General features: G+C 67.6%; 7 protein-coding genes. 6 read left to right on the forward strand and 1 reads right to left on the reverse strand.

Annotation, left to right across the window (positions count from 1 at the left end):
* Nucleotides 1-14: 14 nt before the first annotated feature.
* Together QCE49_RS04325 and QCE49_RS04330 are read left to right on the forward strand one after the other, a co-directional pair.
* The gene (locus tag QCE49_RS04325) at nt 15-488 is read left to right on the forward strand and encodes an Lrp/AsnC family transcriptional regulator (RefSeq protein WP_033536869.1); all 474 of its coding nucleotides are present in this window, start codon (nt 15-17) and stop codon (nt 486-488) included.
* A 281-nt stretch (nt 489-769) separates the two neighbouring features.
* On the forward strand, nt 770-991 hold the full coding sequence (locus tag QCE49_RS04330; RefSeq protein WP_008350594.1) for a hypothetical protein: 222 nt from the start codon (nt 770-772) through the stop codon (nt 989-991).
* A gap of 7 nt (nt 992-998) precedes the next feature.
* Here the strand turns inward: QCE49_RS04330 and QCE49_RS04335 are convergent, their stop codons facing one another.
* A complete protein-coding gene (locus QCE49_RS04335; RefSeq protein WP_250456490.1) occupies nt 999-3,545 on the reverse strand; it encodes an FUSC family membrane protein in 2,547 nt (848 codons plus the stop codon).
* 203 nt (nt 3,546-3,748) lie between these two features.
* On the opposite strand from QCE49_RS04335, the gene recC reads away from it, so the two are divergent.
* The 4 genes from recC to arfB are packed head-to-tail and all read left to right on the forward strand — an operon-like array spanning nt 3,749 to nt 13,207.
* Nucleotides 3,749-7,147: an exodeoxyribonuclease V subunit gamma gene (recC, locus tag QCE49_RS04340; protein WP_250456488.1), complete on the forward strand. Its 3,399-nt coding sequence runs from the start codon at nt 3,749-3,751 to the stop codon at nt 7,145-7,147.
* Nucleotides 7,144-10,848 (forward strand): exodeoxyribonuclease V subunit beta, encoded by a 3,705-nt coding sequence (gene recB, locus QCE49_RS04345; RefSeq protein ID WP_250456486.1) that lies wholly within the window; start codon nt 7,144-7,146, stop codon nt 10,846-10,848. The genes recC and recB overlap by 4 nt, the downstream gene beginning before the upstream one ends.
* The gene (gene recD, locus QCE49_RS04350; RefSeq protein ID WP_250456484.1) at nt 10,845-12,797 is read left to right on the forward strand and encodes an exodeoxyribonuclease V subunit alpha; all 1,953 of its coding nucleotides are present in this window, start codon (nt 10,845-10,847) and stop codon (nt 12,795-12,797) included. The genes recB and recD overlap by 4 nt, the downstream gene beginning before the upstream one ends.
* Nucleotides 12,794-13,207: an alternative ribosome rescue aminoacyl-tRNA hydrolase ArfB gene (gene arfB / locus QCE49_RS04355; RefSeq protein ID WP_244807860.1), complete on the forward strand. Its 414-nt coding sequence runs from the start codon at nt 12,794-12,796 to the stop codon at nt 13,205-13,207. The genes recD and arfB overlap by 4 nt, the downstream gene beginning before the upstream one ends.

The raw sequence follows: 13,207 nt of genomic DNA on the forward strand, positions 1-13,207 counted from the left end.
ATAAGGGGTGCAGCATGGGAATGGACCTCATCGACCGCAAGCTGCTCGAATTGCTTCAGCAGGATGTGACGATGCCCATCGCGGAACTCGCGCAGCGCGTGAACCTTTCGCAGACGCCGTGCTGGAAACGCGTGCAGCGTCTGAAAGAGACGGGCGTGATCCGCGCGCAGGTTGCGTTGTGCGATCCGAAGAAGCTGGGCGTCGGGACGACGGTGTTCGTCGCGGTACGCACCAACCAGCACACGCAGACCTGGGCCGACGATTTCACGCGCGCCGTGCGCGATATTCCGGAAGTGGTCGAGGTGTACCGGATGAGCGGCGAGACCGATTATCTGTTGCGCGTCGTGGTGTCGGATATCGACGACTACGATCGCGTCTACAAGCAACTCATTCGCGCCGTGCCGCTGTATGACGTGAGCTCGAGTTTCGCGATGGAGCAGATCAAGTATTCGACGGCGTTGCCGGTGCGCCCCACGCTCGAACCCTGAACCGCCGACACATAAGAAAAGCCGCCCGGGCGGGCGGCTCAACACGTCCGGTCACTAGGTATCCCGGGATTGCCCCTTTAGCCCTTCCCGGGATCGGACGCGCATGGAATCGTGACTAGTATCGTCAATCGGACGGGCCGCGTTCAAGCGCGCGCGTGCAGCAGAGAATTTCGCGATGGCGGCGCGGGTTGCGAAACGACGATGGGCGCCCCGCAATCCAACTGAAACCCAACCCGAGTACCATAGCGGGTTCTTCCCGACACGCCGCCACGAATCCATTCATGAGCCACGACCCCCGCGATCCGCGCCGCCCGGACGGTACGCCGAAAAAGAATCCGACCCGCGCCGTCAGCGTGTTCATCGTCGTCGTGGTGCTGATCGTGATCGGCACGATCCTGTTCAACGCGATCCGCGAGAAGCGCGAGTTCGACGAGGAAAACGCGCAGCCATCCGCGGCGAGCGACGTGCGGCCCGCCGTGCCGGCGGTCGGCGCGTCGCAGTAGGCACGCGTCAAACCGGCAGGCGAATCTGCGCGGCGTCCTTCTCGATCAGCGATGACGCCGTCAGCATCTGCTTGCATTGATGCGCGAGCAGCTTGAGATCGTGAAGCGCATCGGCGGGCAGCGACTGCGCGCGCTCTGCATCGACGACCATCTTGTCCAGATCGCGCCGCAGTTGCTTGAGCGCGTCCGCGTGAGCGGGCGGCGCATCGGGCTTGGCGGCGCCGGGCAGTTCGCCCTCGGCCTCGGCGAGATTGTCGCGCACGATCCCGAAGGTGCGCTGCACCGGCTCGAACGGCTGACCGCCCACCTCGTTGAGCGATTGCAGCAGCGGCGCGGCGGCGGTGATCTGCGAGGCGAGCACATGGCTCTGCACGAGCAGATCGTTCAATTCGGCGGCATACCTTTGCTGCGCCTTGGGCTCCAGCATCATGCGCTGGAACGCCTGCGCGAGATTGGCGAACGCGATATGCACGTTCTTGCGCGCGAGCCGGTAGCGGAAGTCGCGGTCGAGCGCCGTGGCGGTCACCGTCGCCGCGGCGGATGCTCCCTTGCTCGCCGTGGCCGCCGTGCTCTCGCCGATGCTCACCGACGATAAACGCTGCGCCGTCGCGCTCGCGGCTTTCATCGCGGAATCGGCGGCGGGCGGCGGCGTGGCGGCCATCGGCTCGACCGGTTCGCTGACCGCTTCCGCCGTGATCGTCACCGTTTGCGCGGGCGTCGCCACGGCCGACGACGTCGCCGCCACCGCACCCGCATTCGCATCGGCGAACACGGCGCGATCGACCGGCGTTTCGGCCGCCGGCGCGTGAACCGCAGCCGCGCGCGCCTTGTCGGTCTGCGTCCCGCGCCACCACCAGCTCGCTTCGAGATAATTGCGCGTCGCGGCGAGCAGATCCTTCACGGGCTTGCCCATCAGCCGATATTCCCAGTACGGAAACAGATGACTCGCCGCGATCGCGATCGCGCAGCCGACGACGGTGTCGATCGCGCGCTCGCCGATGATCCGCATGTTGCCCGGCGCGAGCAGATGGAACATCAGCAGCACATACGACGACGTGAACACGACGCTCGCCGCATAGTTGAAAAGCAGGAGGCTGTAGCTCATCACCATCGACGCGAACATCACGACGAGCAGGATATGCGGCTCCTTGAAGAACAGGATCAGCGCGATGGTCACCGCGCAGCCGATCGCCGTGCCGATGATCCGCTGCGTGTTGCGCTGCTTGGTGAGCGAGTAGCCGGGCTTCAAAATGATGACGGTCGTCATCACGATCCAGTACGCGTTCGTGAGCGGCAAGAGACGCCCGAGCCAGAAGCCGATACCCACGGCGATCGTCACGCGCAGCGCATGCCGGAAACTCGGCGACGACATCGTGAGGTTCGAGAATATCTGCATGAACGGCACGCGCCGGCTCGATATGAAGCGCGACAGCGCGTGGTCGATCTGCACTTCTGTTTCGGTGACGCTGGGTTCGTCGCGCGTGCGGCGGCGCATCTTGTCGATGAGACGCGTCGCGCTCCACAGACGCCTGAACACGGCGGCCGCCGCCGCGTACGCTTCGGGATTCTTCTCCGGCAGCCCGTGCTTGCGCATCAGTTCCAGTTCGTATTCGATCGCGCGCAGTTCGGCCTTCATGCTGATCTGCCGGCCGGCCGCCTTGTTCTGCAGCACCGCGAGCCCGATTTCCTCGAGATCCGCGCTCGCCTTGCGCATCAGGTCGCGATAGAAGATCAGCACGTCGGAGCCGGCGAACGTCTTTCTCACGAGCGGATAGTCCGTATGCGCGCCGACGAAGAACTCGTGCAGATCGACCACGTTGATGAACAGATTGAAGAGCCGCGCGCGCCGCGCGTCGAGCTTGCCGCTCTTCACCTTCGGCAAGTTGCGCAGCACGATGTCGCGCGCCGCTTCCTGCCGCTCGACGGCCGCAATCTGCTTTTCGATGAGCACGCGATAACACTCGTCGAGATCGGCGTCGCTGTCGTAGAACTCGGCGCGCGCGAGCAGATACTCCGCGCAACTGAAGATGCTTTCGGCCAGCGCCTGCTGCTCGATGCGATAGACGAGCAGCCGTGAGACCAGCGTCGCCCAATACGTGTACCAGAGGCCGCCCAGCAAAATCCACGATGCGTTGATGAGCGCCTGCATCGGCGTGAAATGCTCTTCCAGCGTGACGACCATCATGAAGAGTGTCGCGAAGCTGATCTGCGGCCAGCGATTGCCGTACACGACGATCAGCGACAGCACGAAGGTCAGCGGCACGATGGTCAGCCAGAGCGTGATCGGATTCGCGGTCGCGATGCCCGTTGCGAGCGCCGCAAGAAAGCCGATCACCGTGCACGCGAGCATCTCGTTGTGCTTGTGCCTGAGCGGGCCGGGCATGTCGACGACGCACGCACCGAGCGCGCCGGTCGCGATCGTGAAACCAAGCTCGCGATTGTGAAAGACGGTGAGCATCAGGACGGCGGGCAGCGATACGCCGAGCGCGATGCGCAACCCGCCAAAGAAATACTGGCTGTAAATGAACTTCCTGATTTCGAACGAATAGCGCATCGACTTCCTGTTTTACGCTCGTTGACGTCATGGGGACGAAGCGAGAATCGAGTCTAACCCAACTCACCCGGGCTTCGACCCTCGGCCATTCGGCCAGGTTCTCGGCGGCACGTCCGCTTTGTTATGCTGGCGCATTAGCTGACAAAGCTTTTCAAATCGCGCGCCGGTGAAGCTTTCACAGACCGCATAGCAAGCCGCTTTCCATGCTCGAACTCTTCTATTCGAATCGTCACGAGACGCTCGCCGCAGCGCTCTTCGAAGACCTCGACGCGTTTGCGATGCGCGAGGGCGATCCCTTCGCGCGCGAGTCCGTCATCGTGCCGAGCGCGGCGTTGCGGCGCCGGCTCGAACTCGATATGGCGGAGCGCTTCGGCATCTGCGCGAACGTCGACTTCTGTTATCTCGCGCAATGGCTGTGGGCGCAGATCGGGCGCGTGCTGCCGGTGCCCGCGCATTCGCCGTTTTCGCCGGACCGGCTCGCGTGGCGTTGCTATCGGCTCTTCGAAGATCCATCGTTCGGCGATTCGGCGCGGCTATCGACGTATCTGAACGCCGCCGACGATTCCATGCGCTACGAACTCGCGCGGCGCATCGCGACAGTCTTCGATCACTATCTGACGTATCGGCCCGAGTGGCTCACGCATTGGCAGGCGGGCGGCTCGATTCTCACGGGAAGCAATGCCGAAATCGACGCGCGCGGCCCGCGTCTTTCTGGCGCGAACGACATCCAGCGCGAGGACGAGCGCTGGCAACGAGCGCTCTGGCGCGCACTGCTCGAAGACCTGTCCCGCGATGCGAACGGCGACGAGAAAGACCCGACGCCGCCCGCATACCGCTTCCTCGCCGGTTCCCCCGGCTTCGATCTCGATACGGTGATGCGCGCGCAATGGCCGAGCCGCATCAGCGTGTTCGCCTTGCCGACGATGCCGCCGCTGCACATCGCGCTCTTGCGCGAGCTGTCGCGCTGGATCGACGTGCGCGTCTACGCGCAGAATCCTTGCCGCGAGTTCTGGTTCGACATCGTGAGCGAGGCGCGCGTCGAACAACTCGAATTGAAGGGCGAGGCGGACTATCAGGAAGTCGGCCATCCGCTGCTCGCGGAGTGGGGCCGGCAGACGCAGGCGCAACTGCACATGCTGCACGAATTGACCGAGAGCGCGGCGTCGAGCGAGCGGCAACTGTTCGAGAACAATCCCGCGCCTACGTGGCTCGCGCGTCTGCAAAACGGCATCCTCGCGCTCGATGAAGACAGCGCCGAGCCGCAGCCCGAGGACATCGTCGAGAACGGCATCGAAGTGCATGTTTGTCACAGCCTGTCGCGCCAGCTCGAAGTGCTGCACGACCGCTTGCTCGACTGGTTCGACGATATCGAAGGGCTGGAGCCTTCGGACGTGCTCGTCGCGTTTCCGGATCTCGCGGTCGCCGGGCCGCTCATCGACGGCATCTTCGGCACCGCGCCCGCGGGCGCGAGCAACGAGCGCCGGCGCATTCCGTATCGGATTACCGGCCTGCCGCCGTCGCAGGCGAATCCCGTCGCGCGCGCGCTCATCGACTGGCTCGCGCTCACCGAACGCAGCGTCGGCGCGCCCGAGCTCGTCGAATGGCTGCGCGTGGATGCGATCGCGGCGCGCTACGGCATCGACGCCGCCGCGCTCGAAACGGCGCAGGCGTGGCTCGCGGCGGCAGGCGCGCGGCGCGGCCTGCGTCCCGACGACGTGACGGCGGACGACGTGCCCGCCGCGCGTCACACATTCGCCGATGCGCTCACGCGGCTCTATCTCGGCTATGCGCTGCCGGGCGGCGGCGCGCCGGTCGCGGATTGGCTGCCGATCGAAGGGGCGAACGGGTCGGAGGCCGAATTGCTCGGCCGTCTCACGCGCTTCGTCGACGACATCGACGCGTTCGCCGAACGCATCGCGAGAGCGCGCACCGCGCGCGCCTGGGGCGATCTGCTGCTCGACGCGCTGGAGCGTTTTTTCGATGCGGGCGTCGCGTTCGCCGACGCCGTCGGCGACGTGCGCCGCGCGATCGATTCGCTGATCGCCGCAATGGACGAGGGCGCGGGCGTGACCGAAGTATCGGCCGCCGTGATCCGCACCGCGCTCACCGATACGCTCGACGATCCAGCGCGCGGCGGCGTGCCCTGGGGCGGCGTCACGTTCTCGTCGCTGACGAGCTTGCGCGGGCTGCCGTATCGCGTCGTGTGTCTGCTCGGCATGGACGACGGCATGCTGCCGAGCCTCGCGCGCGCCGACGAGTTCGATCTGATGGCCCGCTTCGGCAAGCTCGGCGACCGTCAGCGCCGCGACGACGAGCGCAATCTGTTTCTCGATCTCACGCTCGCGGCGCGCGACCGGCTGATGATCGCGTACACGGGCCGCAGCATCCGCGACAACGCCGTGCTGCCGCCCGCCGCGCTCATCGACGAACTGCTCGACTATCTCGCGCAGTCCGTCGCGGGCAAGCACGCGGCGCCGGACGAACTCGCGAACGCGCGCGCGCGCTTCGTGTTCGAGCATCCGCTGCAGCCGTATGCGCCCGAGTATTTTCGCGACGATGGCAGGCTCTTCACTTACGAACCCGAGCGCGCCGAACTCGCTCGCGCTTTGGAGTCGGGCAAGTCGCAGCCCGTCGCGCGATTCTTCAGCGCGCCGTTGCCGCCGGAAGACGACGCGCAGACCGTCGCGTTCGACGACTTCGTGCGCTTCTGGCGGCATCCGGCGCGCTCGCTGTTGCGCGACCGCCTGGGCATTGCGCTCGTCGATGCCGAGTCCGAACTCGACGACACCGAGCCGTTCGAGCTCGGCTTCGCGGGCCGCGATGCGCTCGCCGCGCGCGTGCTGCCCGCGCTGCTCGACGCCGCCGACGATGGCGAGCGCGCCGCGCGGGAACTCGCAAGACGCGTCGCGCGCGCGAGTCCCGAAATGCCGGGTGGCGCGACGGGCGGCGTGTGGCAGGCGCGCGAACTGCACGCGCTCGGGCAACTGGCGGAGCGCGTGCGGGCATCGACGTCGGCGGGCGTCGAACGTCTGCCGTTCTCGCTGGACGTGAGGCCACGCTGGCCCGACACCGCGGGCATCGCGCTATTCGGCGCGCACGACGATTCGCTCGTCGACGTCCGTCCGATGGCGCTCGTCGGCACGTTGAACGCGCTGACGCCGCAAGGCCAGGTGATCTATCGCTACGACGCGCCGCGCGCGCGCGATTATCTGTCCGCGTGGCTCGCGCATCTCGCCTACTGCGCGGCGCTGCCCGACGGACCGCGCCGCACGATCTGGCATGGGCGCGGCGCACAATCGGCGGATTTCGAACTGATGCCCGTCGCCGATCCGCTCGCGCATCTCGCCGCGCTCGCGTCGCTCTATCGCGCGGGACGCCGCATGCCGCTGCGCTTCTTTCCGAAGAGCGCGTGGCTCAAGGTGAAGGAGGGCGATTCGAAAGCGCAGGCCGCGTGGGAATCCGAGCGCACGCACGCCGAATCCGACGATCCGGTGTTTCGCATCGCCTTTCGCGGCGCGGACCTCGCACTCGACGACGCCTTCGCCGCGCTCGCGCGCATCGTGTTCGAACCGCTCGTGCAACATCTGCGGAGCGGCGCATGACCAACCTGACTTCATCTCTGGACAACATCGGCGTGCAGGAACTCGACGTCTTCTCTTGCGCGCTCGACGGCGTCAATCAGATCGAGGCTTCCGCCGGCACCGGCAAGACCTGGAACATCTGCGCGCTCTACGTGCGGCTGCTGCTCGAAAAGCGCCTGTCCGTCGAGCAGATTCTCGTCGTCACGTTCACGAAGGCGGCGACCGCCGAGCTGCACGAGCGCATCCGCTCGCGGCTCGCGGGCGTTGCGCATGCGATCGAAAACGGCGATGCGGCGGGCGATCCGTTCATCGAGCAACTGTTCGACACGACGCTCGCCGGCATCGACGCAGACGAAGCCGGGAAGCGCCTGCGCATCGCGGTGTCGACCTTCGATCAGGCGGCGATCCACACGATTCACGCGTTCTGCCAGCGCGCGCTGCAGGAAGCGCCGTTCGCCGCGGCGATGCCGTTCGCGTTCGAAATGGAAGCCGACGACAGCGCGTTGCGCTTCGAGCTCGCCGCCGACTTCTGGCGCGAGCGCGTCGAGCCGGTGGCGGCGCGCGTGCCGTCGTTCGCGTCGTGGCTCGTCGCGAAGGGCGCGGGTCCGGCATCGCTCGATGCGCAACTCGCGCGGCGTCTGAAGAAGCCGCTCGCGGCGCTGCGTTTCGGTGACTTCGGCGCCGCGCAAACCGCCGACATGCAGGCGCTCTTCGACCAAGCCTGCGCGTTGTGGCACGCCGAGCGCGACGGCATCGTGAAGCTGCTCTCCGACGCGAAGGATGCGCTGAAAGCGAACAGCTACAGCACGAAGATCGTCGGCGAGGCCATCGAGGCATGGAGCGCCTACTTCGCGGAAGGCGATTGCCACGCGCCGCCGCCCGAGCGGGCGCTCAAGCTCACGGCGACCGCGCTCGCCAAGGGCACCAAGGTCAAGAACACGCCGCCCGCGCACGCCTTCTTCGATCAGGCCGATGCGCTCGCCGCGTCCGCCGCCGCCGCCGAGGCATCGCAGCGCGCGATGTGGCTCGACATCGTGCGTGAATGGCTCGATCACGCGCCTTCGGAACTCGCCGCGCGCAAGCGCGCGCGCCGCGTCGTGTCGTTCGACGATCTGCTGTCGAACCTGCATCACGCGCTCGTGAAGCACGCGTGGCTCGCCGAGGCGTTGCGCGCGCGTTATCCAGCCGCGCTCATCGACGAATTCCAGGACACGGACCCGCTGCAGTTCGCGATCTTCGATCGCGTATTCGCGCCGCACGGGCCGCTCTTTCTCGTCGGCGACCCGAAGCAGGCGATCTACAGCTTCCGCGCCGCCGACCTGCACACGTATCTCGCCGCGCGCGACGGCGCGAGCGCGCGCTACACGCTCGCGGTCAACCAGCGCTCGACGCCGCCGATCATCGAGGCGTGCAACCGTTTGTTCGAGGCGAATCCGTCGGCGTTCATCCTAGATGGGCTCGACTATCAGCCGGTGCGCGCGGGCACGCGCCAGCGCGGACCGTTCGTCGACAACACGCCTGCCGCCGCGTATTCGGACATCGCGGATTTCTGCGTGTGGATGCTGCCGCACGGCGAATCGGTGCTTGTGAAAGCGAATGCGCAGCGCGATGCCGCAGAGGCCTGCGCCGCCGAGATCGCGCGGCTGTTGCGCGGTGCGCAGCGCGGCGAAGTGACCATCGGGAAAGCGCCGCTGTCGGCGGGCGATATCGCCGTGCTCGTGCGGACGCATCGGCAGGGCAGTCTCGTGAAGCGCGTGCTCGCGGCATGGGGCATCGGCAGCGTGGAGCTCGCGCAGGCGTCCGTGTTCGGCTCGCTCGATGCCGAGCAGATCGAGCGCGTGCTCGCCGCCATCGACACGCCGGGCGATCTGCGCCGCCTGCGCGCCGCGCTCGCTACCGACTGGTTCGGGCTCGACGCCGCCGCGCTCTGGCGGCTCGAACACGCGGACGCCGCCGATCCGCACGGCGAGCCGATCGATTCGACGAGCTGGGTCGAGCGCTTCTCGCGCTATCGCACGATCTGGCACGAGCGCGGCTTCGCGGTGATGTGGCGCACGCTCGCGCGCGAGCTGTCGATCGCGACGCGTCTCGTCGCACGGCCCGACGGCGAGCGCCGGCTCACGAACGTCAATCATCTGGCGGAGCTGCTGCAGGCGCGCTCGGCCGAACAGCCCGGCATCGCGCCGACGCTGCGCTGGCTCGCGGCGCAACGCGAGCAGCAGGGCGGCGGCGAGGAAGCGCAACTGCGTCTCGAATCGGACCGCAATCTCGTGCAGATCGTGACCGTGCACAAGTCGAAAGGGCTTGAGTATGCGGTCGTGTTCTGTCCGTTCCTGAACGACGGCGCGTCGCGCGAGGCGTCGAAATCCGGTTTGCCCGATGCGCGCGAGTATCACGACGACGCGGGCGTGGCGGTGCTGCATTACGGCATGGAAGGCGAGGAAGACGATCTCGCGAGTGCGGCCATTGCGCGCGAGCAGGCGGCCGAGAGCGCGCGTCTCGTGTATGTCGCGCTGACGCGCGCGGTGTTCCGCTGCTATGTCGTCGCGGGTTCTTATCTGTCGAGCCGGTCGACGAAGGAGTCGCGCCGAAGCGTCCTCAACTGGCTCGTCGCGGGTGGCGGAAAAGACTTCGATGCGTTCTGCGATGCGCCGCCCGAGGAAGCGGAAATCGTCGCGGCGTGGCATGCGGTTGCGGCGCGGTCGCAAGGCGCGATCGGCGTCGCGCCGCTGCCGGTGATCGACACGCGCGAGCCGCTCGAAGCCGACGCGTCCCACGAACACGAGATCGCCGCGCGCACGAACCGGCGCATCCTGCGCGATCGCTGGCGCATGGCGAGCTTCAGTTCGCTGATCGCGGCGGGCGCGCGCGACGAGGCGAATCAGGCGCAGCCGGTGGAAGCGCGTCCGGATCACGACGAACTCGCCGCGCTCGATGACACCGCGCGCACGGACGCCGCTTCAAGTGACGAATCGCCGCTCGATCCCGACGACATTCTCGCGTTTCCGCGCGGCGCGGCGGCGGGCGAGTGCCTGCATCGCATGTTCGAGCTGGCGGATTTCACCGATGAGTCGAGCTGGCCGGCCGCCGTCGAGCGCGCGCTGCACGAGCATCCGACGCCCGCGCCGGAAGCGCTCGCGCCGCGTCTGCGTCCGATGATGCTGCGTCTCATCGGCGACACCGTGAGGAGCGAAATCGCGCCCGGCATGCGGCTCGCGACCATCCCGACGACGCGCCGCATGAACGAACTGGAGTTCCTGTTCCCGGCGGATTCGCTCGATTTCAGCGCGTTGCGGCGTCTGCTCGCGGCGCACGGTTTTCCCGACGTCGCGCTGGAGGCGGGCGCGTTGCGCGGATTCATCAAGGGTTTCATCGACATGATCGTCGAGCACGAAGGCCGTTTCTGGATCATCGACTGGAAGTCGAATCATCTGGGCGACACCGCTTCCGACTACGCCGCCGCGCCGCTCGCCACGGCAATGGCGGAGCACGCGTATCACCTTCAGGCGCTCATTTACGTGGTCGCGCTGCATCGATATTTGCGCGCGCGGCTCGCGGGCTATGCGTACGACACGCATGTCGGCGGCTATCTGTATCTGTTCGTGCGCGGCGTGCGCCCGGACTGGCGCGACGGTGAAGAAGCGTGCGGCGTGCATCGCGGACGGCCGTCGCTGGAACTGGTCGAGGCGCTCGATCGTTTGATGTCGGGAGGCGCGGCATGAGCACGCTCGATGCAATGCAGGCGACGCGCCCCGTGCCCGCGCCCGCCGATGAAAGCGCGGCGCTCGCCGAAGGTTTCGCGCGGCGCATGAGCGCGCTCGCGGCGCGCCTGAACGCAGACGAACGCAGCGTGCTGTGGGCCGAACGCGCCGCGCTCGCGATGAGCCGCGCGACCGCGCAAGGCCACGTGTGCCTGCCGCTCGCCGCGCTCGCGCGCCGTCACGACGCGCGTTTCGACGAGGCGCGCGACGCGCTGCTTGCAAGCGGTGTCGCGTGCCTCGTGCGCGGCGGCGCGCGCGCGGACGCGGCCGACCTGCTGCCGCTCGTCATCGACGAGGACGGGCGGCTTTATCTCGCGCGCTACTTCGACTACGAGCGCAGGCTCGCGTGCTCGCTCGTCGAACGTTCGCGCGATGCGCGCATGACCGCTTCGCGAGAGGACATCGCGCGACAGGCCGAACGCATCGCGCGCTATTTCGGCCCGCGCGCGGATGACGACATCGACTGGCAGCGGGTCGCGGCGTTCGTCGCGCTGGCGGGACGGCTGACGATCGTGAGCGGCGGGCCGGGCACCGGCAAGACGACGACCGTCGTCGGCGTGCTCGCGTGTCTGCTCGACGCGGATCCGGACTTGCGCATCGCGCTCGCCGCGCCGACCGGCAAGGCGGCGCAGCGCATGCAGGAGGCGCTCATCGAACGCGCGGACAAGCTGCCGCCCGAACTCGCCGAACGCCTGCCGCGCACGTCGTTCACGTTGCAGCGATTGCTCGGCGTGCAGTCGGACGGGCGCTTCCGGCATCATCGCGACAATCCGTTGCCGTATGACGTGATCGTCGTCGACGAAGCCTCGATGATCGACGTCGCGCTCGCCGCCCATCTGCTCGAAGCCGTCGCGCCGGCGAGCCGTCTCGTGATGCTCGGCGACAAGGATCAACTGTCGGCGGTGGAAGCGGGCGCGGTGTTCGCGGAACTGAGCGCGGAGCCGTCGTTCAGCCATGCGGGCGTGGCGCGCATCGCGGCGGCGCTTTCGGTCGATGCGAAGCGCCTCGAAGCCGCATTGCCGAACGCCGCGCCCATCGACGATTCCGAGGGCTACGGCGATCTCTTCGACGCGAAGGCCGAGCCCGCGCTCACCGATTGCGTCGTGTGGCTGCAGAAGAACTATCGCTTCGGGCTCGATTCGGACATCGGGCGTCTGTCGATCGCAATCCGCAATGGCGACGAACGGGCCGCGCTCGATGCGCTCGATCCATCGGGCGAGCGCGCGGCCGTGCTCTTCGACGATGGCGACGCGACGCTGTCCGAGCGCACCCTCGCGCGTCTCGCGAAAGGCTTCGCGCCGTACGCGGACGCGCTCTCGGCCGTGCTCGACGGCGAGCAAGCGGATCACGCCCGACTCTTCGATGCGCTGAATCGCTTCCGCGTGCTGTGCGCGACGCGCAAGGGGCCGCGCGGCGTCGACGAAGTGAACGCGCGCATCGCGGCGAAAGTGCGCGAGCAAGCGGGCATTGCGCTTGCACTCGGTGCACAGTGGTTCGCCGGACGGCCGGTGATCGTCACGCGCAACGACTACGCGCTCGGGCTTTTCAACGGCGATATCGGCATCGCGCTGCCGGGCGCCGACGGCCTGTTGCGCGTCGCGTTCCGCCTGGCCGATGGCGCGCTGCGCTACGTGTCGCCCGCTGCGCTGCCGCCGCACGACACCGCGTTCGCGCTCACCGTGCACAAGTCGCAAGGCTCGGAGTTCGAGCACGCGGCGCTCGTGTTGCCCGGCGCGTTCGTGCGCGTGTTGTCGCGCGAGCTGGTGTACACGGCGATCACGCGGGCGAAGCGCAGAGTCGAAGTGATCGGCTCGGCGGCGATCTTCGCGCAAGCCGTCCGGGAGCCGACGCGCCGCGACTCCGGGCTGGCCGCGAGAATGCGGCGCCTATCCAGGGAATTCGACCGATGACCATCACCGACAGCCTCGCCGTCCCGCCCAACGAAATCGAGCTGACGGCCGTGCGCGCGCAAGGCGCGGGCGGTCAGAACGTCAACAAGGTGTCGAGCGCGATCCATCTGCGCTTCGACATCCGCGGGTCTTCGTTGCCGGAGCACATCAAGGCGCGTCTGCTCGCGCTTTCCGACAGCCGCGTCACGCGCGAGGGCGTGATCGTCATCAAGGCGCAGGAGCATCGCACGCAGGACATGAATCGCGCGGCGGCGCTCGCGCGTCTCGACGAACTCATCCGCAGCGTGTCGGTCACGCGCCGCAAGCGAATCGCGACGAAGCCGACGCGCGCATCGCAGTTGCGGCGCGTCGAAGGCAAGGTGAAACGCGGCGCGATCAAGGCGGGGCGCGGGCCGGTGCGTGGCGAATGA

Origin of the sequence: Caballeronia sp. LZ008 (assembly GCF_031451435.1) — a bacterium.
Classification (GTDB): Bacteria; Pseudomonadota; Gammaproteobacteria; order Burkholderiales; family Burkholderiaceae; genus Caballeronia; species Caballeronia zhejiangensis.

Excerpts from the sequence above, each read along its gene's own strand:
- QCE49_RS04325 (WP_033536869.1), top strand. The coding sequence starts at position 15 with ATGGGAATGGACCTCATCGACCGCAAGCTGCTCGAATTGCTTCAGCAG.
- QCE49_RS04330 (WP_008350594.1), top strand. The coding sequence starts at position 770 with ATGAGCCACGACCCCCGCGATCCGCGCCGCCCGGACGGTACGCCGAAA.
- QCE49_RS04335 (WP_250456490.1), bottom strand. The coding sequence starts at position 3,545 with ATGCGCTATTCGTTCGAAATCAGGAAGTTCATTTACAGCCAGTATTTC.
- recC (WP_250456488.1), top strand. The coding sequence starts at position 3,749 with ATGCTCGAACTCTTCTATTCGAATCGTCACGAGACGCTCGCCGCAGCG.
- recB (WP_250456486.1), top strand. The coding sequence starts at position 7,144 with ATGACCAACCTGACTTCATCTCTGGACAACATCGGCGTGCAGGAACTC.
- recD (WP_250456484.1), top strand. The coding sequence starts at position 10,845 with ATGAGCACGCTCGATGCAATGCAGGCGACGCGCCCCGTGCCCGCGCCC.
- arfB (WP_244807860.1), top strand. The coding sequence starts at position 12,794 with ATGACCATCACCGACAGCCTCGCCGTCCCGCCCAACGAAATCGAGCTG.